This window comes from Sphingomonas sp. Leaf208, assembly GCF_001421415.1.
GTDB lineage: Bacteria > Pseudomonadota > Alphaproteobacteria > Sphingomonadales > Sphingomonadaceae > Sphingomonas.
Window position 1 is genome coordinate 498,946 of the sequence record NZ_LMKH01000001.1, and the last position, 25,358, is coordinate 524,303.

Below are 25,358 nucleotides of genomic sequence, written 5' to 3' on the forward strand. Positions count from 1 at the left end.
CCAGCCACCTCCCCCTTGCGGGGGAGGATCGAGGACAGGGCGTCAGCGCGCGAGGAAGTCGGCGATCGCCTGACCGAGTTCGGGCTTCACCACCGCACTCATATGCCCGCCCGGGGTTTCGACATACTCGCCATGCGGCAGCACCGCCGCCAGATCCGGCGCCGAACCATTATCCTGATCCTCGCCGCCGCAGACCACCAAGGTCGGCTGCTGGATAGCTTTCACTGACTCGAGCGGCGTATCGACGAACGTCTCCAAGATGCCGAGCAACGCGATCGGATCGCCGCCCGTCGTCTTCAGGAACGCCTCCGCCAGCCACTCCGGCGTACCCTGCACATGCTGCCCCAGCCTGGTCAGGATATTGCGGAAATGCCCGGCGCGGCGTGACGTCTGCGTCAGCCCTTCGAGACCCATTCCGGAGAAGATCACGCGGCGCGGCGTCGCGCCCGTCGCCAGCATCCGCGACGTCGTCCGCGCGCCCAGCGAATAGCCGCCGAGATCATAGTCCGTCAGCTCGAGATGCGCGACCAGCGCGTGGCCGTCCTGCGTCAGCGCATCCGCCGGATACGCCTCGAGCCCGTGCGGCTTCTCGCTTTCGCCGTGCGCGCGCAGGTCCGGCATGATCACCCGGAAACCCTTGGCGGCCATCTTCGCGGCGTGGCCGTAGCGGATCCAGTTGGTCTTCGCATCGGAGAAATAGCCGTGGATCAGCACCACCGGCCGGCCCTCGCCGACCTCGCGCCACGCGATCCGCGTGCCGTCGAAGCTCTCGAAAAACTGCGTCTCGCTCGGGGTGCTGGCCACGGTAACATCCTGCATTGGTTCGCCGCCAATTCGTAGCCGCCGCCGCCCAAGTCAACCCGCGCTAGCTTCCCGCATGTCGAGCGCCCCTTAGTCTCAAACGAAAACGGGCGACCCGAAGGCCGCCCGTTCCCAACTTCGAATGACAGGATCAGAACTGATACCCGATCCCGCCCGATGCACCGGCACGGCCCTGCGAGTCATAGGTGCCGCTTACCTTGACGACGGTATGGCCATCGCTGAACGCCTTCGACATCCCGACCGCGACCGCCGACTGGCCGGCGTAGGTGCCACCACCCATCGCGATCATCCCCTTGCCCGCTTCATACGCCTGCGGGAGTCCGGCTGCTGCCAGCGCGTTGGAGGTCCCGGCGAAGCTGTCCCGGCGGAGGTTGCGCAGATCGAAGTCGAGCGCCGCGATCCGTCCGTCGGTATAGGCGTTCGCCTGCGTCACCGCGGAGTTGATGCCCGAGTTCAGCTGTCCGACATTGACCGCGTCGGTGGTCGACACGCCCGCCGCGACGTTGCTCAGCACGGTCGCCTGGCCGCCTGCGTTGAACGTCACGTTGGTGCGCGAAGGACCGTATTGCACCGAGTTGCTGCCCAGCGCGAGCGCGCTGTTCGCGGTGCCCTGTGCCGTCGCGACCGCCTGGTTGGTGGTGTAGAGCTGCCCACCGTTTACCGCTTCGGCAGACCCCGCCGCGACCGTACCTGCGGCCACGTTGGCGATCGTCACCGGCGCCGCCGCATTGCCGCCCGCCAGCGTCACGGTGTTGGTCCGCACGCCGTTCGCGTCGGTGTTGTACGACACCGCGTTCACCGCCGTCAGCGCCAGGGCATAGACCTGCCCGCCATTGACCGCGTCGGTCGATCCCGCCGCGATCGAACCGCCTGCGACATTGTGCAGGCCGACGGGGCCAGCCGCCGCACCGACCAGCGTCAGGTCGTTGGTCTTCGTGCCACCGTTCGGCGTGGTGGCGCTGCCAGGGTTGGAGTATTGCACCGGTCCGGTCGCGCCGTTGCTGATCTGGTTGCCCAGGTTGGTGATCGCGGTGGTGTTGTTCGCCACCTGCGTGTTGGTCGCAGCAAGCTGCGCGCCGTTGACCGCGTCGGTCGACCCGGCGGCAACGTTGCCGGCGGCGACGTTGGTGATGACCGTCCCGCCGGCACCGCCGAGCGTGATCGCGTTCTTCGTGCCGTTGTCGTACTGAACGGTCGTGGTGCCCAAGGCCGCGACCTGTGCCGCGACGCCTGCGACCTGGCCGACGTTCGCGGCATCGGTCGCCGCGGTGCCGGCCGCGACGTTGGTGATCTGCCGAGCGCCACCGGCCGACCCGACCGACACTTCACCGGCCGAGTTCTGCAAGCCAGCGAGCCCCAGCGCGGCATAGCCAAGAGTACCGCCACGAAGCGCCGAGGAGCCGGTGCCGATGGCAACACTGTTGTCCGCGGTCGCGGTCGCTTCCGGCCCGATCGCGATGCTGTCGGTACCCGTCACGACGCTGTCGCCGCGGGTCGAGAGAACCCGGAAATACCGGATGCCCGCACCGCCGTTAATCGCGCCATCGACCGCGTCGAAGACCGACTGGACGTTGCCATATTGCACCCCGCCGAACCCGATCGAGGCCAGCACGCGGTTGGTCGCCGCGTCGTAGCTCGACAGTCCCCCCAGGCCTGCCGCGACGGAGGTGCCGAGCCCGACGAGTTGACCGCCGTTGACCGCTTCGGTCGACCCTGCCGCGAGCGTACCCGCCGCGACGTTGCCGAGCACGACCGGCGCGTTGCCTGCCCCACCGAACGTCACGCGCGTCCGGGTCGGATCGTCATACTGCACCGACAGTGCGGCGAGGTTGCCGACCTGGCCGGAGACGGTTGCCAGCTGGCCGCCGTTGACCGCATCGGTCGAGCCCGCCGCGACCACGCCGTTGCCGACATTGTGCAAGGCGACGGCACCAGCGGCACCTCCGACCAGCGTCACGTCGTTCGACGGTACGCCGCCGTTGGGCGTGGTCGGTGCGCCTGCGCTCGAATATTGGAGCGCACCGATCGCACCGTTCGCGATGCTCGTCGTCAGGTTGGTGACATTGGTGTTGGTCGCGAACAGCTGGCTGCCGTTGACCGCATCGGTCGAGGTCGCACCGAGCGTTCCCGCCGCGACATTGCCGATCACGACGGGCGCTGCACCCGTACCGACGCCGCCGAGCGTGATCCGCGAGCGGCCGACATCGTCATACTGCACCGCGAGTGCCGACAGGCCGCTGACTTGTCCGGAGACACTGGCGAGCTGACCACCGTTGACCGCATCGGTCGATCCCACCGCGACATTGCCATTCGCGACATTGTGCAATCCGACCGGGCCAGCCGCCGCACCGACCAGCGCGACGTCGTTGCTCGGCACGCCGCCATTGGGCGTGGTCGGCGTCGCGGCGTTGGAATATTGCACCGCGCCGATGCCGCCATTGGCGATGTTGGTCGTCAGGTTGGTCAGTGCCGTGTTGGTGTTCGTGACGTTGGCGTTGGTCGTGAACAACTGGCTGCCGTTCACCGCCTCGAGCGAGGTCGCGCCCAGCGTCCCCGCCGCGACGTTGCCGAGCACGACGGGTGCAGCACCCGCGCCGCCGAAGGTCACGCGCGAGCGGCTGAGGTCGTCATACTGCACCGCCAAACCGTTCAGCGTGCCGACCTGCCCCGAGACCAGGGCAAGCTGACCGCCATTGACCGCGTCGGTCGAACCCACCGCGACCGCACCATCGGCGACATTGTGCAGAGCGACCGCGCCGGTTGCACCGCCCACCAGCGTCGCGTCGTTCGACGGCACGCCTCCGTTCGGCGTGGTCGGCGCACCCGCGCTGGAATATTGCAGCGCACCGATCGCACCATTGGCGATGTTGGTCGTCAGGTTGGTGACGTTGGTGTTGGTCGCGAACAGCTGGCTACCGTTGACCGCATCGGTCGAGGTCGCGCCGAGCGCACCTGCCGCGACGTTGCCGAGCCCGATCGGTGCCGCACCGACGCCGCCCAGACTCACGCGGGCGCGGGTCGCATCGTCATACTGGACCGCCAGCGTGCTGAGCGTGCCGACCTGATCGACGACCGTCGACAGCTGACCGCCGTTGACGGCATCGGTCGATCCCGTCGCGACGACACCCGCGGCGACATTGTGCAGCCCGACGGGCCCTGCAGCCGCACCGACCAGCGCGACGTCGTTGGTCGGGACGCCACCGTTCGGCACGGTCGGAGTCGCCGCGTTCGAATATTGCAGCGCGCCGATGCCGCCATTGGTGATGTTGGTCGTCAGGTTCGTCAGCGCGGTATTGGTGTTGGTGACGTTGGTGTTGGTCGCGAACAGCTGGCTGCCGTTGACCGCATCGGTCGAGGTCGCACCGAGCGTGCCGGCCGCGACGTTGCCGAGCGCGACGGGCGCTGCACCCGTGCCCACGCCGCCGAGCGTCGCCCGCACGCGGGTCGCATCGTCATACTGCACCGCCAACGTGGCGAGCGCCCCGACCTGCCCGGTGACCGTGGCAAGCTGTCCACCATTGACCGCATCGGTCGAGCCCGCGGCGACGTTGCCGTTTGCCACGTTGTGCAGCCCGACCGCGCCCGGCGCCGCGCCGACCAGCGCGACGTCGTTGGTTGGCGTGCCGCCGTTCGGAACGGTCGGCGTCGCGGCGTTGGCGTATTGCACGGCACCGATCGCGCCGTTGCTGATGTTGGTCGTCAGGTTCGTGACGTTGGTATTGGTCGCGAACAGCTGGCTGCCGTTGACCGCGTCGGTCGATGCCGCGCCGAGCGTGCCTGCCGCGACGTTGCGGAGCGCCACCGCCGGCGCGCCGGTACCGGCTCCCCCCAGCGTCACGCTGGTGCGGGTCGCACCGTCATATTGGACCGCACCGCTTGCGAGCGTGCCGATCTGCGCCTGGACGCCGGTGAGCTGGGCGACGTTGACCGCATCGGTTGCCGCGGTGCCCGCCGCGACGTTGGTGATCTGGCGTTCGGCACCCGCCGCGCCGACCGAGACTTCGCCGGCCGAGTTCTGGGGAACAGCGAGCCCGATCGCGGTATAGCCGGTTGCGGCCGCCCGCGAGGATACGCTGCCCGCGCCTAGCGCGACGCCGTTCGCTGCGGTCGCACTGGCACCGGTGCCGAGAGCGATCGCGCCGGTTGCATTGTCGGCGACCTGCGCCTGGCCGCCGAATGCGATCGCGCCAACCGCGCCCGCTCCGGTCCGAGCGGAGTTGCCGAACGCGATGGCATTGGGATCGGCTGCGAAGGCCTCGAAACCGTTCGCCCCGAGGCCGGTGATCCGATTGCCGCCGATCGCGATACCGGCCGGCGTCCGCAAGGTGAACCCGTCCGCCTGGGTGACGCAGGAGTCGTTCGGGCCGACCGCGACGCCATTGGAGTTGAGCACCGACAACGTGAGCGGCGCATTGTTCGCCGCATTGTTCAGGATACCGGCAACGTCGATGCTGAGCGCCGGGGTCGGCACGCTTGGCAGGTTGGCAACGAGCGGCGGCAGACCGAGAACGGACACCGTCAGTACCCCGGAGATGCTCTTCACGTTGCTGAGGATCGGGTTGACGGTGCTCTGGACCGGGTTTGCGATGCCGGTAACGACCGGGCTGAGGATGTCCGTAACTACCGAACGCGGTAGGCTGACCCCCGAGCAGGCTCCAACGATGTTCGGCGCGGGCGTCGTCTGCGCTGACGCCGACTGCGCCGCGAGCAGCGACGTGGTCGCCAGCCCGATTAGCGAAGCGCCATCGCGCAGGCGGCGCAGGGTGCGGGTAAAGGTGGGCGACTTTGCAGGATGCGAAGCGAACGTCTTGGCGCCAGTCGGCGTCACGGCGTCTCGATCTTGCGGGCGAACAAACGCGTTGGACATCAAACAACCTCCACTGACGACTGCAACAGCAGCCCTGATTTTCCGCATCGTCGAACTCTAGATTCGACTATCGGAACGGAAGGATGTTCACCCCTGTAATACTAACAGTCTGTTACCGTAATAAATAAGCATACACACGGAACAGACAAAGCAAGTCGTCGTTATTCTACACAACTTCAATTCATTTCGATTGCAACATAAAACCTTTCTTGTTCCATAGAGCGCATTTGCGACCAGGCTGTTGCTGCATCCGGTATTTTGGATCGTTAATGATCGAATCCAAATTGGTCGCTATCCAGCCACCCAAGTAAATTCACCGCGATTTGGTTCGATCGGTGCGTTCAGCCGCTGGGGCTCGTCATCGAGCGCGAATCGCAAAACCGCGCCGTCACACGGGGTGACGACGCGGTTTCGATCGGTCGTTTGGAGCGCCTTGGAGGCGCGATGGCCCCGCCCGACTACGCCTTTTGCAGGTGCCGGCGCCCGAGCAGTTCGGCGATCTGCACCGCGTTCAGCGCCGCACCCTTGCGAAGGTTGTCGCTGACGCACCACAGGTTCAGGCCGTTCTCGACGGTCGGGTCCTCGCGCACGCGGCTGATGTACGTCGCGAAGTCGCCGACGCATTCGATCGGCGTGATGTACCCCCCGTCCTCGCGCTTATCGACCAGCATGATACCGGGCGCCTCGCGGAGGATGTTCTGCGCTTCCTCGGCCGAGATCTCGTTCTCGAACTCAATGTTGATCGCTTCCGAATGGCCGACGAACACCGGCACGCGGACGCAGGTCGCGGTGACCTTGATCTTCTTGTCGAGGATCTTCTTGGTCTCGACGACCATCTTCCACTCTTCCTTGGTCGAGCCGTCGTCGAGGAAGCTGTCGATGTGCGGAATCACGTTGAAGGCGATCTGCTTGGTGAACAGCTTGGGTTCTGCAGGATCGCCGACGAAGATGTTGCGGCTCTGCTCGAACAGCTCGTCCATGCCCGCCTTGCCCGCGCCGGAGACCGACTGGTAGGTCGAGACGACCACGCGCAGGATCTTCGCCGCGTCGTGCAACGGCTTCAGCGCAACGACCATCTGCGCGGTCGAGCAGTTCGGGTTGGCGATGATGTTGCGGACCTTGTAGCCGTCGATTGCCTCGGGGTTCACCTCGGGCACGATCAGCGGCACGTCGGGGTCCATGCGGTAGAGCGACGAATTGTCGATCACGACGCAGCCTGCGGCGGCAGCGATCGGTGCGTAGATCGCCGAACCCTCGGAGCCGATCGCGAACAGCGCCATGTCCCAGCCGTTCCAGTCGAAATGCTCGATGTTCGTGCATTTGATCTGCTTGCCGGTGTCGCCATAGTCCACCATCAACCCCTGGCTGCGCGACGACGCGACGCAGGCGATCTCGTCCGCCGGAAACTCGCGCTCCGCCAGGATGTTGAGGATCTCACGCCCGACATTGCCGGTCGCCCCTGCGACCACCACCCGATAACCCATGTCTTAACTCCGATTGGACTTGGGCGGGCAGTACCGACGTTGCGCGGCGAGGTCCAACGGCTTTCGACTTGTTGCGCGGATAGGGGGAGCTTTCGGGAGTGGATCGCGGCGACCGTTGCACCCGCTTCCTTGTTCTCCCGCGAAGGCGGGGGCCCAGACTGGGCTCCCGCCTTCGCGGGAGAACACGCTAGCTTGGCGAGATGGACAGCACCTGCCCCAGCAGTAGCACCACCCCGGCGGAGGCCGGGGCCCAGCTGGGGGACGTTGCTAACTGAGCGCTGCGGTCCATTACTGCGACCTTTCCAACTGGGCCCCGGCCTCCGCCGGGGTGGTGGCTGGGGAAGGTGCACAGCTAGATCCGCCCCCGCCTCAATCATGCGTCCTTGCCTGCCACGTCGCATGCTCGATCCCGTGCACCTTCGCGAGGTGATCCGTGATCGCATCCAGCTCCCCGGCCGGCACGTTCGTGGCCACCAAGGTCGCCGCGATCTCGACCCGGTCCTCGCCTCGCTCGGTCACGTCCAACTCAGCCACCTGCAACTGAGCAGCCTCTAGATGCTCGACCACCAGATCGCCGATCGGCCCCGCATCTCCCGCCGCCACCGTCACCATCACGCTATACGTAGCCTCGATCGTCCGCCCCTCGGTCGGGATCCGGTTGATCCCATCCACCAGCGGCCGCAGCGCGGTGTTCGCGAGCAGGACGACGAACGTCAGCAACCCAGCCTCCGCGATCATGTCGCTGCCCGCGCACGACCCCACCGCCGCCGAGCACCACAAGGTCGCCGCGGTGTTGAGGCCGCGGACGTTCATCCCCTCCTTCATGATCACGCCCGCACCGAGAAAGCCGATCCCCGACACGACGTAAGCAATGATCCGGATCGACTCGACGTCCCCGCCCAGCCGCTGGCCGAGATCGACGAACGCCGCCGAACCGAGCGCGACCAGCGTATTCGTCCGCAACCCCGCGGTGCGCTGGCGATATTGCCGCTCCGCCCCGATCAGTGTCCCGAACACGAATGCGGCGATATAGCTCACCACCGTGTCGAGGAACGGCCACAGGTGAAACGTCTCGACGAACCGCACCGGCGTTTACTTCGCAGGCGCGGGTGCAGCTTCAGCCATCGGCTTGTCCTTCACCGTCCGGTCGAGGAAGTTCAGGATCGTCCCCCAGACATGCTCGCTGATCCCCGGCCCCGCCACGCGGTGCGTATAGCCGGGGTAGAACATCATCTCGAACGGCGTCGCAGTCGCCTGCATCCGCGCGGCCACCTTGGTCGAGTTGTCGAGGAACACATTGTCGTCCGCCATCCCGTGGATCAGCAACAGCGGATCGACGATCTTGTTCGCCTCCTCGACCGCTGCCGACGTCGCATAGCTCGCTGGGTCCTTCGCCGGATCGCCAAGATATCGCTCGGTATAATGCGTATCGTACAGTTGCCAGTCGGTGACCGGCGCGCCCGACACCGCCGCCGCATACACGCCCGGCGTCTTCTCCAGCATCTTCAACGACATGTAGCCGCCGTACGACCAGCCATAGGTCGCGATCTTGCTCGGTTCGACGAACGGCAGCGATTTCAGATAGTTCGCACCCGACAGCTGGTCCTCGACCTCGACCGTGCCCATCGCGTGATAGATCTGGTCCTCGAACGCCTTGCCGCGATTATACGAGCCACGATTGTCGATCTTGAAGTAAATCCACCCACGATCGACGAGGTATTGCGGCAGCGCACCCTGCCAGCCACGCGTCACGACCTGACCGGTACCTGGTCCGCCGTAATGCTCGAAGAACACCGGGTATTTCTTGCCCGGCTCCAGCGGCGGCGTGATCCTCTCGTAATGGAGAGTCATGCCGTTCTTCGCCTTCAGCGTGCCGAACTTGGTTTCCTGATGGCTGGCGAGATACGGGTAATACGGATGCCCCTCGACCACTGCATTCTCGTTGATCCACGAGAGCCGCTTGCCCGTCGCGTCCGCCAGATACACCTGCGTCGGCTGCTTCGGGTTCGAGCGCGAGATGATGAAACGGCTGGCGGCACCGTCCATCGTCGCGCTGTTCCACCACCCAGCTTCGGTCAGCTTGGTGATGACGTTCGGCTTGGCGACGTCGACCGAATAGAGCTGCTGCTCGAGCACGTCGTCCTTGTTGCCGAGGAAGAACAGACGACCCTTGGTTTCATCCACGCCGACCAGATCGGTGACGACCCAGTCGCCCTTGGTGAGTTGCGTCCACTTGCCCGACGCGAACCGGTAGAGCTGGCCGAAGCCGCTCCGCTCCGACCGCCAGATCAGGCTGCCGTCCTTGAGCACATGATACGCATCCGACAGGTTGAGCCAGCTCTTCACGCCCGATTTCTCGGTGAACAGCACGGTCGACTTCCCCGTCGCGGGATCGACGCGCAGCATCTCCAGCAGCTTCTGGTCGCGGCTCTGGCGCTGGACCAGCAGCATCCGGCCGTCGGGCGTCCAGTCGACACGCGCCAGATAGATGTCGGGGTTGGTGCCGAGATCGACCTTCACCTGCCCCGAGCCATCGGGCTTCATGATATACAGGTCGACCAGCACGTTCGGCGTACCGGCAGCCGGATAGCGCTGTTCGTAGACCTTGGTCCCGGTCGCGCCGATCGACGCGCGCGTCGCGGTATGGACCGGTGCCTCGTCGAAACGCTCCACCGCGACGTACTGTTCGTCCGGCGACCACCAATAGCCAGTGCGGCGATCCATTTCCTCCTGCGCGACGAATTCCGCCTCGCCAAAATGCACCGTGCCGCCGCCGCCCGTCGTCACCGCGCGCGCGTCGCCGCCGTCGAGCGGCTGCACGAAGACGTTCTGGTCGCGGACGAACGAGACGAAGCTGCCCTTGGGACTCACCACCGGGTTCAGCTCGCCGCCGGGGGTGTTGGTCAACCGCTTCACCTTGCCGTCGAGCCCGGCGAGATACAGGTCGCCGTCGAGCGGCACGAGGATCGACTTGCCGTCGGGCGCCCAGTCATACGCGACGATGCCCTTCTGGCCGCCGATCCGCGCACGCTCGCGCTGCATCTTCTCGGCCTCGGTCAGTTCGGCACCGCTGCCGACGGTCTTCGAATCGACCAGCATCCGCGCTTGGCCCGTCGCGGTATCGACCGCCCACAGATCGAACCGCTCCTTCTCGTCGTCGCGGTTGCGCAAGCTCGTCAGCAGCGTGCCGTCGGGCGACAGGCGGACCGCTTTCGGCTGCGATCCCGACAGGTCCGGATTGCCGAACACGCGCGCCATCGTCAGGTCGCCGGGCTTGGCGGCTTCGACCGGGCGCATCGGTGCAGGGGCGGGTGCAGCGGGGGCAGCCGGCGGCGTTACCTGATCAGCGGCCATCGCGGCGGTTCCGACCGAAGCAAGTGCAAGCCCGAGCAACCATGTGCGCATCCTGTAGTCTCCGTGGGATCATCCCGCCGGATACCGCCCGACGGACCCGAAAATGTTCGGTCGCGCGTTATCGCGGCGGCGTGCGTCGGCGTAAAGGGCGCATCGTGATGCCGAGCGAACCGAAGCGACCCCGACTCGCATCATCGTCATTTCCCTCCAACACGGCATAATGAACGCTCCGTAAACTCCGTCTTTACGTCCTTCGTTTATGGCAAGCGGGACATCGTCGCGGATCGAGATTTCCGTGGTGCAGCACGGCCGGGGAATGATGGTTTCGAACGCGGGCATACAAGGCGGGGAGCCGAGCGAGCGGAGCGCATGGGATGCGTTCGTCACGCTCGCCGACGCGGACGGCAGCGCAGCGCATCCGCATCATGCGCGCCTGATCGCCGGCGGTCCGGGCCAGCGCAACCTCTCCGACGCGGTCCACGCGCTGTGCGCGGTCCACGGCGACCATCCCGGCCTGATCGTCGACGTGCTCGCCCGCGCGATCCAGCCCGAGGCATCGGACTGGCTCGCCGCCGCCGCCAGTGGCTTCGCGGACGAGCGCACCTATCTCGCACAGCTCACCGCGGCCGTCGGCCCCCTTCCGTCGACCCCCGGCCAGGCGGAGAGCGAGTCGGCACTGGTCGGGGAACGTCATGCGCTCGAAATGCTCGCCCGCTCGGAGCGTCGCGGATGTGCGACCGGGGCGGTGGCTGCGCTGCTCCATGACTGGCGCGCGATCCGCCGCGTCCTCGATGTCGCCGCCGACCGGTTCGGGGTAGCCGTCCCTACGATCACGCTTCCGTCCGAGACGGACACCGCCGCGCTCATTGCGGAACTCGGTGCATCGCCCGGTTGCCAGCGCGCGATCCTGTTCGGCGCGCAGCAACTTTTCGCGCAGCACCGCGGCCTGTGGTCGCTGCTCGAAGCGCGATCGAGCGCGCGCGGCGACCTCTGACCGCTTGCGCTGACCGACGCTTCCCCTCTATCCATACCCGGTATTCAGAACCGGACGGGACATCGCATGAAGCGCTTCGAGGGCACCCAGAGCTACGTCGCGACCGACGATTTGAAAGTCGCGGTCAACGCCGCCGTGACGCTGCGCCGCCCGCTGCTGATCAAGGGTGAACCCGGCACCGGCAAGACCGTGCTCGCCTACGAGATCGCGAAAGCGCTCGGCGCGCCGCTGATCGAGTGGAACATCAAGTCGACCACCAAGGCGCAGCAGGGCCTGTACGAATACGACGCGGTCGCCCGCCTGCGCGACGGCCAGCTTGGCGACGCGCGCGTCCACGACATCGGCAACTATATCCGCAAGGGCAAATTGTGGGAGGCGTTCACCCAGCCCGCCCTGCCCGTCCTGCTGATCGACGAAATCGACAAGGCCGATATCGAGTTCCCCAACGACCTGTTGCAGGAACTCGATCGGATGGAGTTCCACGTCTACGAGACCAAGGAAACGGTGCGCGCGGTCGAGCGCCCGATCGTGATCATCACCAGTAACAACGAGAAGGAACTGCCCGACGCGTTCCTGCGCCGGTGTTTCTTCCACTATATCAAGTTCCCCGATCGCCAGACGATGCAGGCGATCGTCGATGTCCACTTCCCCGGCATCCAGAAGATCCTGGTCAGCAAGGCGATGGACCTGTTCTACGACGTCCGCGACGTGCCTGGCCTGAAGAAGAAGCCCTCGACCAGCGAGTTGCTCGACTGGCTCAAACTGTTGCTCCACGAGGACATGCCGCTCGACATCCTCCAGAACCGCGACCCGACCAAGGCGATCCCGCCGCTCCACGGCGCGCTGCTGAAGAACGAACAGGACGTCATGCTGTTCGAACGCCTCGCCTTCATGGCGAAACGCCAGAAGAATCAGGGGTAAACTATCGAGGAACCGGCGGCCGCGCAGGAGCACCGCCGCCGGTCCGATACTTAGAGCGTTACGTGACGTTCGGACCCGTCGGGATATAGTCCAGCGCCAGATGCGGCAGCGAGATCGGGCTGCGGAAGTTGAAGCGGTTCACCGTCGCTGGGTCGGGGATGTGCAGCTTCTTGCCGAGCGTCACGAAATACCACGCCGGCGACGCTCCGCTGATCGCGATGAACGAACCGGGTGCCAGCGACAACGCCTTCGGCATGTTGTCGACGATGTAATCGCTGTTGACGATCCCGTTCCAGTCCTTGAACACGCTATTGAAGGTTGCGGGATCCGGGATCCAGTGAAGCTGGCCCCACATCACCAGATAGACTGCCCCGCTGGTGTGCGATGTAACGCGCAATCCGTCATACTGCTTCCAGTCTACAACGTTGGCCAGCAGTGCTTCTGCTGCAACTGCATCGATTGTATCGCTGATATCGACCGACATGATCACAATCCTTTTATGGTGAAGCCGTGATCACTCAGTCGGACAAGCGAAGTATTCCGATAGGGGAACCACGTAGCCTCTTTGAGCGCAAATCCTGGGATCGGTCCGTCGATACGCGACCACTTCGGAGATATTGCGGGCAGAGGCGGTTTTCGCTTTCCGCTTTCTAAAACTATACGCATTCGAATCAACAGGATCGACGTCACCGTCCGTTCAGCTATTCCGCGCCATTGTGACCGCAATTCGTCGAGACGGTCACGGCGATTGGCGAGCAGATCGCAGCGACGTTCGACGGATTAGATATTGATGCACATTAACCATCTGCGGCAACAATAATGCCATACCTGTCCGGCAAGGTGACGGCATGAGATTGTATGCTTTCCGTCGTTGGGCGCCGGCACTGCTGGCAATCGGCATGGCCGCCCCCGCATCCGCCTCTCTGCTCGACTATGTCGGCCAGTGCGTCCCGTTCGCGCGCGCCGCGTCGGGGATCCAGATCTACGGCAACGCCTGGACCTGGTGGGAGCAGGCGGACGGCAAGTACGAACGCACGCACAAGCCCAAGGAAGGCGCCGTCATCGTCTTCGCCAAGACCCCGCGCCTGCCGTTCGGCCATGTCGCGGTCGTCAGCCGGGTGGTCGAGAAGCGCGTCGTGATGCTCACCCACGCCAACTGGTCGCGCCAGAACGGCGAGCGCGGGCATGCCGAACAGGACGTCACGCTGTTCGACGTCTCGCGCAACAACGACTGGAGCGACGTCAAGGTCTGGTACAAGGACGTCGATGGCCTCGGCGGCGGGGTGTATCCGGTGTACGGCTTCATCTACGGCCACGCGCACGCGGCCGCTGAATTGACGAGCCGGAACCCCGATTATGTCGGCGCGCTGATCGATGCGTATGTGCCGGTAAGCGGCGAGCCGATCGCCCGCTGACTTCGCCCCTCCCTGAAAGGGAGGGGTCGGGGGTGGGTCGGCTTCCGCACATCCGAACGGGAGTGGCTCAAGATGGCCGACCCACCCCCAGCCCCTCCCTTTCCAGGGAGGGGAGTCAGAAGACCCGCACGCCCCAATACTAAGCATTGCCGCCACCCTCGAAACCGTGCCACCACCGTATCCGAAAAGACGGTGAGGATAGCGATGCGGTTCAAGGCTCTTACGACGTTCACGCTGGCCTTGCTCGCGACCACCGCTCCCGCGATCGTCGGCGCGCAGAAGGAAAAGTCCCCGCCCCCCGGTGGCGACATCCCCGCCAAGTTCGTCCCCGCCAACGCCACCTTCGACTTCGACCGCCGCGAGGTCGACATCCCGATGCGCGACGGCGTCACGCTCCACGCGGTCATCGTCCAGCGCAAGGGCGTCACCGACGCCCCGATCCTGCTCCAGCGCACACCCTACAACGCCGAAAGCGTCGCCAGCCGATCCTCCAGCCCGAGCGGCGCGATGAACCTCCGCGCATCCGACGCGATGTTCTTCGACGCGGGCTATATCCGCGTGTTCGAGGACGTCCGCGGCAAGAACGGCTCGAACGGCGCGTACATCAACGAACGCCCGCTGATCGGCCCGCTCAACAAGACGAAAGTCGATCACTCGACCGACGCCTACGACACGATCGACTGGCTCGTTAAGAACCTGAAAAACAGCAACGGCCGCGTCGGCATCATCGGTGGCAGCTACGACGGCATGATGGCCGCAATGGCGCTGGTGAACCCGCATCCCGCGCTGAAAGCCGCGGTCCCGATGAACCCGGTGATCAACACCTGGAAGGGCGACGACGACTTCCACGGCGGCGCGTTCCGCCAGATCGGCTATGATTACTACTACACGCAGGACGCGGCCAAGGGCGAAGCCGGCGACCTGTGGCGCGACGCCTACGACGATTACGACACGTTCCTGCGCGCCGGGTCCGCCAGTGCGTTGGTGAAGAGTCGCGGGCTGGAGCAGTTGCCCTTCGTCAACCGCCTCCACGATCACCCGACCTATGACGCGTTCTGGCAAGGCCAGGCGCTCGAGACGATCCTGCCCAAGCAGCCGCAAACGGTGCAGACGCTCTGGGTCGCCAGCCAATGGGACCAGGAGGACATCTACGGCGCCGTCGCGGCGTATGAGGCGGTATCGAAGGTCGACCCCAACCACGTCAACCACCTCGCGCTCGGCCCCTGGGCGCACGGCGGCGCGAACGGCGACGGCTCGACGCTCGGCGCGATCCGCTTCGATTCCGATACCGCGCTCTGGTTCCGCAAGAACGTCCTGCTCCCGTTCCTCAATGGCGCGCTGAAGACCGGCGCGACACCGCCGGCGCTCGCCCCCGTCACCGCGTTCCAGACCGGCACCAACCAATGGCAGACGCTCGCCGGCTGGCCGAACTCGACCGCCACGCAGAAACTCTATTTCCAGCCCGCCAGCGGCCTTGGCGCCACCGTCCCCGCACAGGACGGCCACGACGACTATAGCTCCGATCCCGCCAAGCCGATCCCCTACCGCCTCCGCCCGATCCGCCCGACCTACGCGACCGGCTCGACCTGGCGGCAATGGCTCGTCGACGACCAGCGCCCGTTCTCCGATCGCACCGACGTCCTCACCTACCAGACGCCGCCGCTGACCAGCCCGGTCGCGATCGCCGGCGCGCCCGTCGCGGACCTGATCGCCAGCACCACCGGCACCGACGGCGATTTCGTGGTGAAGCTGATCGACGTCTACCCCGCCGAATATTCCGACAAGCCCGAGATGGGCGGCTACCAGCTCGCCGTCTCGATGGACATTCTGCGCGGCCGCTACCGCGACGGGTTCGACAAGCCGACGCCAATCGTCGCTGGCCAGCCCACGCATTTCCGCGTCGTGCTGCCCAACGCCAGCCACGTCTTCCTCCCCGGCCACCGCATCATGGTCCAGGTCCAGTCGAGCTGGTTCCCGCTCTACGACCGCAACCCGCAGACCTACGTCGCCAACATCTTCGACGCGAAGCCGGCCGACTACCGCAAGGCCACGATCAGCGTCTTCCACTCGGCCGCGCAGCCCAGCGCGATCGAACTGCCGATCGCCGCGGCCAAGTGACGGAGTGACCTCATGTTCCTGAACTTCCTCGACGAACTCCGCAGCGCCGGCATCCCCGCCAGCCTCAAGGAGCACCTCATCCTGCTCGAGGCGCTCGACGCCGAGGTGATCGAGCGGACGCCCGAGGATTTCTACTACCTCTCCCGCGCGGTGTACGTGAAGGACGAGGGGCTGCTCGACAAGTTCGACCAGGTGTTCGCCAAGGTCTTCCGCGGCCTCGCCAGCAGCTACGGCACCCCCGCCGGCGAAGTCCCCGAGGACTGGCTGAAGGCGGTCGCCGAGAAATTCCTGACCCCCGAGGAGATGGCCGCGATCAAGTCGCTCGGCTCGTGGGACGAGATCATGGAGACGCTCAAGAAACGTCTCGAGGAGCAGAAGGAACGCCATCAGGGCGGCAGCAAATGGGTCGGCACCGGCGGCACGAGCCCGTATGGCAACGGCGGCTACAACCCCGAAGGCGTCCGCATCGGCGGCGAAAGTACGCACAAGCGCGCGCTGAAAGTCTGGGACCAGCGCGAGTTCCGCAACCTCGACAACACCAAGGAACTCGGCACCCGCAACATCAAGGTGGCACTCCGCCGCCTGCGCCGCTTCGCGCGTGACGGCGCCGCCGACGAACTCGACATCGATGGCACGATCGCCGGCACCGCACGCCAGGGCTATCTCGACATCGTCATGCGCGCCGAGCGCCGCAATGCGGTAAAACTGCTGTTGTTCCTCGACGTCGGCGGCTCGATGGACCCGTTCGTCAAGCTCTGCGAGGAGCTGTTCTCGGCAGCGACGACCGAGTTCAAGAACCTCGAATTCTTCTACTTCCACAATTGCCCGTACGAAGGCGTGTGGAAGGACAACACGCGCCGCTTCGCCGAGCGCACGCCGATGTGGGACCTGCTCCACAAATACGGCCACGACTACAAGCTGATCTTCGTCGGCGACGCGTCGATGAGCCCGTACGAGATCACCCATCCCGGCGGCTCGGTCGAGCATTTCAACGAGGAGCCGGGCGCGGTGTGGATGCAGCGGCTGACCAACACCTATCCGGCGGCGGCATGGCTCAACCCGGTGCCCGAGGCGAAATGGGGCTATTCGCAGTCGGTGCGGATCATTCGCGAACTGATGACCGACCGGATGTACCCGCTGAGCCTTGCCGGGCTCGACGACGCGATGCGCGAACTGACCCGCAAACGGTGAGTTTGGCGCGTTGAGCGACGGACCGTAACGGAACCGTCACGGACGCGATCGGTTTATCGGGCATCATCCCTTACCGAAGGACAAGCCCTATGTCGTCGATCCCCAACTCCGCCATGCCGCACGCCAAGGTTCATCACGACGACGACCACAAGCCGAAACCCGACGCGAAGAAGACCGCGGCGACCAGCGACTGGGTCGAGGACGCGACCGACGCGGCCAAGGCCGGCCTCGCGACCGCGACGGATGCGGTGAAGTCGCACCCGAAGACCGCGATTGCGGTCGGCGCGACAGTGATCGCGGGGATCGCAGCGGCGATCGCAGCGCCTGCGATGCGCGCTAAGGACGCGGCGGAGAAGAAGGCGCCGCCAAAGAAGCCCGAGCCGAAGAAGCCAGCCAAGGCGAAGAAGGCGCACTGATACAAACGCTTCCGCTCACCCCACCCTACACCACCCCGGCGAAGGCCGGGGCCCAGTTGGAAAGGTCGAGGTGGTGAAGCGCCCGCTTAGTTAGCGACGTCCCCCAACAGGGCCCCGGCCTCCGCCGGGGTGGAGATCCAATACCGGACGAGCTTGCACGTCCTTGTTCTCCCGCGAAGGCGGGAGCCCAGTCTGGGCTCCCGCCTTCGCGGGAGAACAAGCTTTAGGCCGGTTGTGGGTAGCGTTAGCCCAGCGGCGAGCACTCAAACCCGATCCACAACCCCACCAGCCATCGCCGCCGGAACCCCAGTCGTCCCCGGAAAACTGATCGCCAGCCCCTTCAACGTCCGAACCGCCATATACGCGAACCCCTCGGCCTCCAGCGCATCGCCGTTCCACCCGAGCACATCGGTAGGCTCCACCACCAACCCGGTCCGCGCGGCGATCATCGCCAGCATCGTCGGATTGTGCCGACCACCTCCCGCGACCAGCAACCGCACCGGCCGAGCCGGCAGATGCCGCAAAGCCTCCGCCACCGTCGCCGCGGTAAACGCCGTCAAAGTCGCCGCGCCATCTGCAGCAGACAACCCCCGCGCCGGCTGGATCGTAAAATCATTCCGATCGAGCGACTTCGGCGGAGGCGCATCGAAAAACGGATGGTCCAGCATCGCGGTCAACACGGTCTCGTCGACCCGCCCAGACGCCGCCAACGCCCCCCCGGCATCATACCGCGCCCCCGTCTCCGCCTCGACCCAGCTATCGATCAACCCGTTCGCCGGCCCGGTATCGAACGCCACCAGCCCATCGCGGTCCGTCATCTGTGCCCGCTCCGGCGACATCTCGCGCGAATCATGCATGTCCCGCCCGCCGGGAATGAAGGTGATGTTCCCCACCCCGCCAAGGTTCAGCACCGCGACCGGCCCCTCAAGCCCCGCCGCCAACGCCGCATGATACACCGGCAGCAACGGCGCCCCCTGCCCGCCCGCGGCCACATCCGCAGACCGAAAGTCCGACACAGTCGTGATCCCGGTAGCCCGCGCAACCGCCGCCCCGTCGCCGATCTGCCAAGTCCAGCGTCGATCCGGCCGATGCGCGATCGTCTGCCCGTGAAAGCCGATCACATCCACGTCCGCCGCCGCGACCCCCGCATCCGCCAGCAACTTGTGCACCGCAAACACATGCGCGCGCGTGATCAGTTCGCCCGCAGCAACGACCGGCGGACTGGCACGCGGCTTGTCGAACGTCAGCGCCATGCGGGTGGCTTCCGCCAACTGCGCGCGCGCCGCATCCGAATACGGCTCGCCACGAAACGCGATCGGCCGCACGAACGCCTCGCCATCGGTCTCGATCAACGCCGCGTCGATCCCGTCGAGCGACGTCCCCGACATCAGTCCAATCGCCAGCATATCGGTTCCTTCCCGCGCAATCCGCCCACCCATGCAGGAAGCAAATTCGCCCGCCTAGAAAAAACCGAACTTTGCGCCTATGTGCGCGGGCTTCATGGCAACAACACTCCCCTCCCCGCCGAAGATCGGCATGGTCTCGCTCGGCTGTCCGAAGAACCTCGTCGACAGCGAGCGGATCCTCACGCAGCTTCGCGGCGACGGCTATCAGATGTCGCCCGATTACGCCGGCGCCGACATCGTGCTCGTCAACACCTGCGGCTTCCTCGATTCCGCCAAGGAGGAAAGCCTCGAGGCGATCGGCGAAGCCATTGCCGAGAACGGCCGCGTGATCGTCACCGGCTGCATGGGCAAGGAAGCCGACGCGATCCGCGCGCGCTTCCCGCAGGTCCTCGCAATCACCGGCGCACACGAATACGAGCAGGTCGTCGGCGCGGTCCACGAAGCCGCACCTATGCCGCCGTCCGCGTTCCTCAACCTGATCCCCGACGCCGGCCTGAAGCTGACCCCGCGCCACTACAGCTATCTGAAGATCTCGGAGGGCTGCAACCACCGCTGCTCGTTCTGCATCATCCCGTCCTTGCGCGGCGATCTCGTCAGCCGCCGCCCCGACGCGATTTTGCGCGAGGCGGAGAAGCTCGTCGAGGCCGGCACCAAGGAACTGCTGGTCATCAGCCAGGACACGTCTGCGTATGGCGTGGACCTGCGCCACGCCAGCTGGCCGGTGAAGACCGGCGGCCCGATGTCGCGGAATGAAGCCCGAGACGTCCGCGCGCATATGACTGATCTCTCGCGCGAACTCGGCAAGATCGCGCCGTGGGTCCGCCTCCACTATGTCTACCCGTACCCGCACGTCGACCACGTCATTCCACTGATGGCGGAGGGCCTCGTGCTGCCCTATCTCGACATCCCGTTCCAGCACGCCGCGCCGTCGGTGCTGCGCCGGATGAAGCGCCCCGGCAACGATGCGAAAGTGCTCCAGCGCATCCACAACTGGCGCACGATCGCCCCCGACATCACGATCCGCTCGACCTTCGTCGTCGGCTTCCCCGGCGAGACCGAGGAAGATTTCCAGTATCTGCTAGACTGGCTCGACGAAGCACAGCTCGACCGCGTCGGCGCGTTCCGGTTCGAGCCGGTCGAGGGCGCGGCGGCGAACCTGCTCCCCGACCACGTGCCCGAAGAGCTCAAGGAAGAGCGCTACGCCCGCATCATGGAAAAGACCGCGGCCATCTCCGCGGCTAAGTTGCAGGCCAAGATCGGCCGCACGCTTGATGTGATCATCGATATGGTCGACGAAGGAGGCGCCACCGGCCGCTCGAAGGCCGATGCGCCCGAGATCGACGGCGAAGTCTTCCTTCGCGACGCCGGCCACCTGACGGTCGGCGACATCGTCCCGGTCACGATCGAAGACGCCGACGATCATGACCTCTACGGCGTCCCCGTCTAATTAGCTGTTCCCCCGCGAAAGCGGGGGTGCAGGAATCTCGAACGATACCGTTGGTGATCCTGGACTCCCGCGTCCGCGGGAGAACGGCTAAGTTCGCGAGTCCGTCAGACGACGTTGCGGCCGGTGAACAGCTTCACCAGAACGACGATGACCGCGATCACCAGCAGGATGTGGATCAGTCCGCCTGCGACATGGAAGGCAAAGCCTGCCAGCCAGAGGATCAGCAGGATGACGGCGATGGTATACAGCATGGTTGTGTCCCCTAAGACGTGAAAAGGCTCCCGGTCGGACGATGAAACGTGCGTGTAACACGACGTGTTCCGTCAACATTCCTGCCCTAGCCTAACCCCTTCAACCGCCACGGAATAAAAATCGTGGGCGTTGCGCACGCAGGCCGGTTCTGCTTCGTTGCGCGCCATGATCCTCCGCCTCCTCGCCGTCGCCGCGCTGCTGCCCGCACCCGCCATCGCGCAGTCGCTCACCCCCGCCGAAACCGCGCAGATCGACACGCTGGTCACCCGCGCGCTCGGCGATACCGGCGTGCCCTCAGCCTCGATCGCCGTAATCCGCGGCGGGCGGATCGTGTTCGCCAAGGCGTATGGCAAACCCTCCGAAGCGATCGCCAAGGCAGACGCCAAACTCCCCTATCAGATCGCCTCGATCTCGAAGCAGTTCACCGCCGCCGCGATCCTGCTGCTGGAGGACGAGGGAAAGCTTAGCCTCGACGACACCGTCGCGAAATACATCCCCGGCATCACCGGCGGCGACCGCATCACGATCCGCCAGCTGCTCAGCCATACCTCAGGCCTCCAGGATTACTGGCCGCAGGACTACAGCTTCGCGGCGATGGCCAAGCCCGTCACGCCTCAGCAGATCGTCGATCGCTGGGCCAAGAAGCCACTCGATTTCCAGCCCGGCACACAGTGGCAATATTCCAACACCGGCTACGTCGTCGCCGGGCTCATCGTGGAGAAGGTCGCGCATCAACCGCTGCTCGCCTTCCTCCAGCAACGCATCTTCAAACCACTCGACATCCGCGCGCTCGACCAGGACAAGGCGATCGGCAAAGCGTTCCCGCAAGGCTATGGCCGTTTCGCTTTAGGCCCCGTCCGCCCCGAAACGCCGAGCGCGGACGGCTGGCTCTACGCCGCCGGCGAACTCTCGATGAGCGCCGAAGACCTCGCCAAATGGGACGTCGCGCGCCTCAACCGCACCACGCTCCCCGCCGACGACTGGGCCGCGCAGGAAACCCCCGTCAAGCTCGCCGACGGATCGAGCAACGGCTACGGCCTCGGCGTCTTCACCGGCAGCGCGAATGGCCGCCGCTATGTCGAGCACAGCGGCGAAGCGGTCGGCTTCCTGTCCGAGAACACCGTCTATCCCGACGACAAGGCGGCCATCGTCGTCCTCACCAACAGCTGGTTCAGCGACGCAACGGGACGCATCGCCGCCGGCGTCGCCAAGATCGTCCTGCCCACCGCACCCGCCAATGCCGAAGATACCGCCGCACTCGGCCGGGCTCGCGCCGTCTACGACCAGCTCCGCACCGGCACGCTCGACCGCAAAGGCCTGACCGAAGACGCCAACTATTACTTCAAGCCGGTCGCGCTCGCCGACTACAAGGCCAGCCTCGGCACGCTCGGCGAGCCGACCGCGTTTGCACAAACCGGCAAGACCCGCTTGCGCGGCGGCTTCGTCAACCGCACCTACCGCATCACCTATCCCGACCGCACGCTCTCGCTCAGCACCTATGCCGAGCCCGGCGCGAACGGCCGATACGAACAACTCCTGGTGGCGCCCGCACAATGACCGACTTCGCTTCGATGCTCCAACCCGACCGCGGCCAGCCCGCGCGGACGATCCACGTCGTCGAGCCCGACGCGTATGAAAGCTGGCTCGCCAAACAGTCGCAGCGCATCCGCACGACGATCGCCGCACACCGGCTGACCGGCAAGCCCGGCGACCGCGCGGTCCTGCCCGGCGAGACCGCGGACGACTGGTCGATGCTGCTGGTCTGCAACGAAGCGGTGACGTCGCCGTGGCGGATCGCATCGCTCGGCGCGTCGCTCCCCGCGGGCACGTATCGTCTTGCAGAGGGGCCGGTCGGCGCTGCCGGGCTAGGCTGGATGCTCGCCCAGCACCAGTTCACTAGGTACGTGAAGCCCGACGCGGTCGGGCTCCGCATACTCCTGACCGCCGACGCCGCGAATATCGACGAGACGGTTCGCCTCGCCGAAGCCACCGCGCTGGTCCGCGATCTCGTCAACACCGGCGCGTCCGACATGGGCCCCGCCGACCTCGAAGCCGCCGCAGAGACGCTCGCCAAACGCCACGGCGCGACCGTCACCACCACGCGCGGCGATGCGCTCGCAACCGGCTACCCGATGATCCACGCGGTCGGCCAGGCCGCGAGCAAGGACCGCGCGCCGCGGCTGATCGAACTCGAATGGGGCGACCCTTCGCACCCCCGCATCGCACTGGTCGGCAAGGGCGTCACCTTCGACACCGGCGGGCTCGACATCAAGCCGTCCGCCGGCATGCGGCTAATGAAGAAGGACATGGGCGGCGCGGCGCACGCCTTGGCGCTCGCGAGCCTGGTGATGGCCGCCAAGCTCCCGGTCCGCCTCCATCTGCTCATCCCCGCGGTGGAAAACTCGATCGCCGGCAACGCCTTCCGCCCCGGCGACGTGCTCCCGACACGCAAGGGCCTGACGGTCGAGAACACCAACACCGACGCGGAAGGTCGCCTTGTCCTCGGCGACGCGCTGACGAAAGCGGGCGAGAGCAATCCCGAACTGATCCTCGACTTCGCGACGCTGACTGGCGCAGCGCGCGTCGCGCTCGGCCCCGACCTGCCGCCGATGTTGACCGACGACGAGCCGCTGGCGGCGGACCTGCTCGCATCCGGGCTGGAACAGAATGACCAGATGTGGCGCCTGCCGCTCTGGAACGGTTACGACGAGATGCTGAAGTCGGACATCGCGGACATGGTCAACGCGCCCGATGGCGGTTTCGCAGGCGCGATCACCGCCGCGCTATTCCTCCGGCGGTTCGTTCCGAAAACTACGGCGTGGGCGCATCTCGACGTGTTCGCGTGGCGGCCGTCGGCCAAGCCGGGACGACCGAAAGGCGGGGAGGCCTACGCCCTGCGCGCCGCGTTCGCGATGTTGGCCAAGCGGTACGGCGCCTAGCCGTACCCCCGCGGAGGCGGGGGTCCAGGGTTACGAACGTCGTCCTGTGAGATCCTGGGCCCCCGCCTTCGCGGGAGAACAAGCTGATGCCCGGGAAATCGCAAGCGAAGACGACGTCACCCCGTCGCGAACTGCCCGAACGGCAGCAACTTGTCCGCCAGCGCCTTCGTCGCATTCGCATCGCCAGCCCGCAACGGTACCAGAACCGCCACCGCAGCCTTGCGCACATACCCGTCGATCGCGGTCGGCGTCGGGGCCTTGCTAGCCGTCTCGACCAGCGCCCGTCCCCGCGCATCGTTCGGATCAAGCTCCAACCGCAACAACCCGGCAAGCCCGGCAAACATCGCGCGGTTGCCACCCAGTGCCACCGACCGATCCAAAGCCTCGAACCCGGTCGCCTTCTGCGCGCCCGCGACAGCCCGCCCGACGAACCGCCCGAGCTTGGCGATCACCCCGACATGCCAGGCGCCAAGCGCCGCCTGCGCCTCGGCATTGCGCGGATAGCGGACAACGAGCGCCTCATATTGCTTCCGCGCGGCGATCGCCTCGCTCCGGTTGCCGAGCAGCTTGGCGCGATACCCTTTCGCCATCGCCTGCATGATCGCGGCCTCGGCGTCGTTCGGCGAACGGCTCAGCGCCTGCCCCGCCGCCGCCGCCGCCCGGTCGATCCGCGCCAGCGCGACATTGCGATCGCGGTCGACGAAACCGGCCTGCGTCAGCAACTCGCGCGGCGTCTCCGCGCGCGCCGCGATCGGACACAGGACGGCGCTCGCGATCAGCGAGGCACTCACGCAACCGGGGAACCACCTGGCCATATCAACCCTCGCACCGAAGTTGTCCGATCAAAGTCCCGGCCCGAAACTTGGCCGTCGAATCGTTTCACGGACCATAAGACCGCCATGTTTATCGAGACTTAACACGCTCTACCCGAGATCCGGATCATAAACGTCCAGATCAGGATCAAGATCGACCGGACCTCCCGTCACAACCCCGCCGCAGCCTCGATGATCGGCACGAACTTCTCCGCGGTCAGGCTCGCGCCACCGACCAGCGCCCCGTCGACGTTCGGCGTATCGAGAATCGACGCCGCATTCGCCCCCGTCACCGACCCGCCGTACAGGATCCGTACCCCGGCCGCCGCATCACCGATCAGCATCCGCAACTTGGCGCGCGCGATCGCGTGGATCGCCGCGATCTCGTCCAGCGTCGGCGTGCGTCCCGTCCCGATCGCCCAGCGTGGCTCGTACGCCAGCGTGAACCAGCTCCCGTCCGCATTGTCCGGCACCGACTTCTCGATCTGCGCCTGCACGACCCGCTCGGCACGGTCCGCATCGCGCTCCGCCTCGGTCTCGCCGCAGCACAGGATCACGTTCAGCCCCTGCCGCCGCGCCGCCGCCGCCTTCGCCCAGGCGTCATGGCTGGTCTCATGCTGGTCCGCGCGACGCTCGGAATGACCGACGATCGCGAAGCTTGCGCCGACTTCCCTGACCATCGACGCCGAAACGCACCCGGTATGCGCGCCCGAATCCGCCTCGTGCACATCCTCCGCGCCGATCGCCAACCCCGGCACGCGCTGCGACGCCGCGTCGATCAGCGTGAACGGCACCGCCACCGCGACGTCAACGCCCGGCGCCGCAGCCGCTGCCGCAGCGATCGTATCGAGTTCGGCCAGCGCCGCGCGCGACCCGTTCATCTTCCAGTTTCCGGCTACAAGCTTACGCCGCATCGTCAT

At 66.1% G+C, this 25,358-nt stretch carries 19 protein-coding genes; 9 read left to right on the forward strand and 10 right to left on the reverse strand.

Annotated elements, in window-relative coordinates; all coding sequences use genetic code 11:
• Positions 1-42: 42 nt before the first annotated feature.
• The 5 genes from ASE69_RS02030 to ASE69_RS02050 all read right to left on the reverse strand — a co-directional run bounded on the left by ASE69_RS02030 (position 43) and on the right by ASE69_RS02050 (position 10,578).
• Positions 43-819, reverse strand: coding sequence for an alpha/beta fold hydrolase (locus tag ASE69_RS02030; RefSeq protein ID WP_056482147.1), 777 nt, complete (start codon positions 817-819; stop codon positions 43-45).
• Positions 820-952: 133 nt separating this feature from the next.
• The gene (locus ASE69_RS02035) at positions 953-5,689 is read right to left on the reverse strand and encodes a beta strand repeat-containing protein (protein ID WP_162236823.1); all 4,737 of its coding nucleotides are present in this window, start codon (positions 5,687-5,689) and stop codon (positions 953-955) included.
• Positions 5,690-6,147: 458 nt separating this feature from the next.
• On the reverse strand, positions 6,148-7,173 hold the full coding sequence (locus ASE69_RS02040; RefSeq protein WP_056482153.1) for an aspartate-semialdehyde dehydrogenase: 1,026 nt from the start codon (positions 7,171-7,173) through the stop codon (positions 6,148-6,150).
• A 369-nt stretch (positions 7,174-7,542) separates the two neighbouring features.
• Complete coding sequence (locus ASE69_RS02045; protein WP_056482156.1) at positions 7,543-8,259, reverse strand: MgtC/SapB family protein; 717 nt, start codon at positions 8,257-8,259, stop codon at positions 7,543-7,545.
• A gap of 6 nt (positions 8,260-8,265) precedes the next feature.
• Entirely contained in the window at positions 8,266-10,578 is a 2,313-nt protein-coding gene (locus ASE69_RS02050) for a S9 family peptidase (RefSeq protein ID WP_056482159.1), read from the reverse strand.
• A 208-nt stretch (positions 10,579-10,786) separates the two neighbouring features.
• On the opposite strand from ASE69_RS02050, the gene ASE69_RS02055 reads away from it, so the two are divergent.
• Both ASE69_RS02055 and ASE69_RS02060 read left to right on the forward strand, forming a co-directional pair.
• Positions 10,787-11,521 (forward strand): DUF6975 family protein, encoded by a 735-nt coding sequence (locus ASE69_RS02055; RefSeq protein WP_156362087.1) that lies wholly within the window; start codon positions 10,787-10,789, stop codon positions 11,519-11,521.
• Between the two features lie 66 nt (positions 11,522-11,587).
• On the forward strand, positions 11,588-12,442 hold the full coding sequence (locus ASE69_RS02060; protein ID WP_056482162.1) for an AAA family ATPase: 855 nt from the start codon (positions 11,588-11,590) through the stop codon (positions 12,440-12,442).
• Positions 12,443-12,500: 58 nt separating this feature from the next.
• Here ASE69_RS02060 and ASE69_RS02065 read toward each other — a convergent pair whose 3' ends face one another.
• Complete coding sequence (locus ASE69_RS02065) at positions 12,501-12,926, reverse strand: hypothetical protein (RefSeq protein WP_056482165.1); 426 nt, start codon at positions 12,924-12,926, stop codon at positions 12,501-12,503.
• A gap of 364 nt (positions 12,927-13,290) precedes the next feature.
• On the opposite strand from ASE69_RS02065, the gene ASE69_RS02070 reads away from it, so the two are divergent.
• From ASE69_RS02070 to ASE69_RS02085, 4 genes are all read left to right on the forward strand, one after another.
• Complete coding sequence (locus ASE69_RS02070; RefSeq protein WP_056482168.1) at positions 13,291-13,857, forward strand: CHAP domain-containing protein; 567 nt, start codon at positions 13,291-13,293, stop codon at positions 13,855-13,857.
• A 204-nt stretch (positions 13,858-14,061) separates the two neighbouring features.
• Positions 14,062-15,975, forward strand: coding sequence for a CocE/NonD family hydrolase (locus ASE69_RS02075; protein ID WP_056482171.1), 1,914 nt, complete (start codon positions 14,062-14,064; stop codon positions 15,973-15,975).
• Positions 15,976-15,987: 12 nt separating this feature from the next.
• Positions 15,988-17,166 carry a vWA domain-containing protein gene (locus ASE69_RS02080; protein WP_056482174.1) on the forward strand — a complete coding sequence of 393 codons (1,179 nt, stop codon included), beginning with the start codon at positions 15,988-15,990 and terminating at the stop codon, positions 17,164-17,166.
• Positions 17,167-17,255: 89 nt separating this feature from the next.
• A complete protein-coding gene (locus ASE69_RS02085) occupies positions 17,256-17,582 on the forward strand; it encodes a hypothetical protein (RefSeq protein ID WP_056482177.1) in 327 nt (108 codons plus the stop codon).
• A gap of 263 nt (positions 17,583-17,845) precedes the next feature.
• On the opposite strand, the gene ASE69_RS02090 is transcribed toward ASE69_RS02085, so the two are convergent.
• A complete protein-coding gene (locus tag ASE69_RS02090) occupies positions 17,846-18,988 on the reverse strand; it encodes an anhydro-N-acetylmuramic acid kinase (protein WP_056482180.1) in 1,143 nt (380 codons plus the stop codon).
• A gap of 94 nt (positions 18,989-19,082) precedes the next feature.
• Between ASE69_RS02090 and rimO the strand changes: the two genes are divergently transcribed.
• Positions 19,083-20,435 (forward strand): 30S ribosomal protein S12 methylthiotransferase RimO, encoded by a 1,353-nt coding sequence (gene rimO, locus ASE69_RS02095; protein WP_056483011.1) that lies wholly within the window; start codon positions 19,083-19,085, stop codon positions 20,433-20,435.
• Positions 20,436-20,539: 104 nt separating this feature from the next.
• Here the strand turns inward: rimO and ASE69_RS21735 are convergent, their stop codons facing one another.
• Positions 20,540-20,686 carry a lmo0937 family membrane protein gene (locus tag ASE69_RS21735; RefSeq protein WP_107954842.1) on the reverse strand — a complete coding sequence of 49 codons (147 nt, stop codon included), beginning with the start codon at positions 20,684-20,686 and terminating at the stop codon, positions 20,540-20,542.
• Positions 20,687-20,852: 166 nt separating this feature from the next.
• Here ASE69_RS21735 and ASE69_RS02100 point away from each other — a divergent pair, with 166 nt between their 5' ends.
• Both ASE69_RS02100 and ASE69_RS02105 read left to right on the forward strand, forming a co-directional pair.
• Entirely contained in the window at positions 20,853-22,244 is a 1,392-nt protein-coding gene (locus tag ASE69_RS02100) for a serine hydrolase domain-containing protein (protein ID WP_056482183.1), read from the forward strand.
• A complete protein-coding gene (locus ASE69_RS02105; protein WP_056482186.1) occupies positions 22,241-23,626 on the forward strand; it encodes a leucyl aminopeptidase family protein in 1,386 nt (461 codons plus the stop codon). Before ASE69_RS02100 ends, ASE69_RS02105 begins: the two co-directional genes overlap by 4 nt.
• A gap of 116 nt (positions 23,627-23,742) precedes the next feature.
• Here ASE69_RS02105 and ASE69_RS02110 read toward each other — a convergent pair whose 3' ends face one another.
• Positions 23,743-24,441, reverse strand: a complete 699-nt coding sequence (locus ASE69_RS02110; RefSeq protein WP_056482189.1) for a hypothetical protein — start codon at positions 24,439-24,441, stop codon at positions 23,743-23,745.
• A 167-nt stretch (positions 24,442-24,608) separates the two neighbouring features.
• Positions 24,609-25,352, reverse strand: a complete 744-nt coding sequence (gene tpiA / locus ASE69_RS02115) for a triose-phosphate isomerase (protein WP_082452812.1) — start codon at positions 25,350-25,352, stop codon at positions 24,609-24,611.
• Positions 25,353-25,358: the final 6 nt, after the last annotated feature.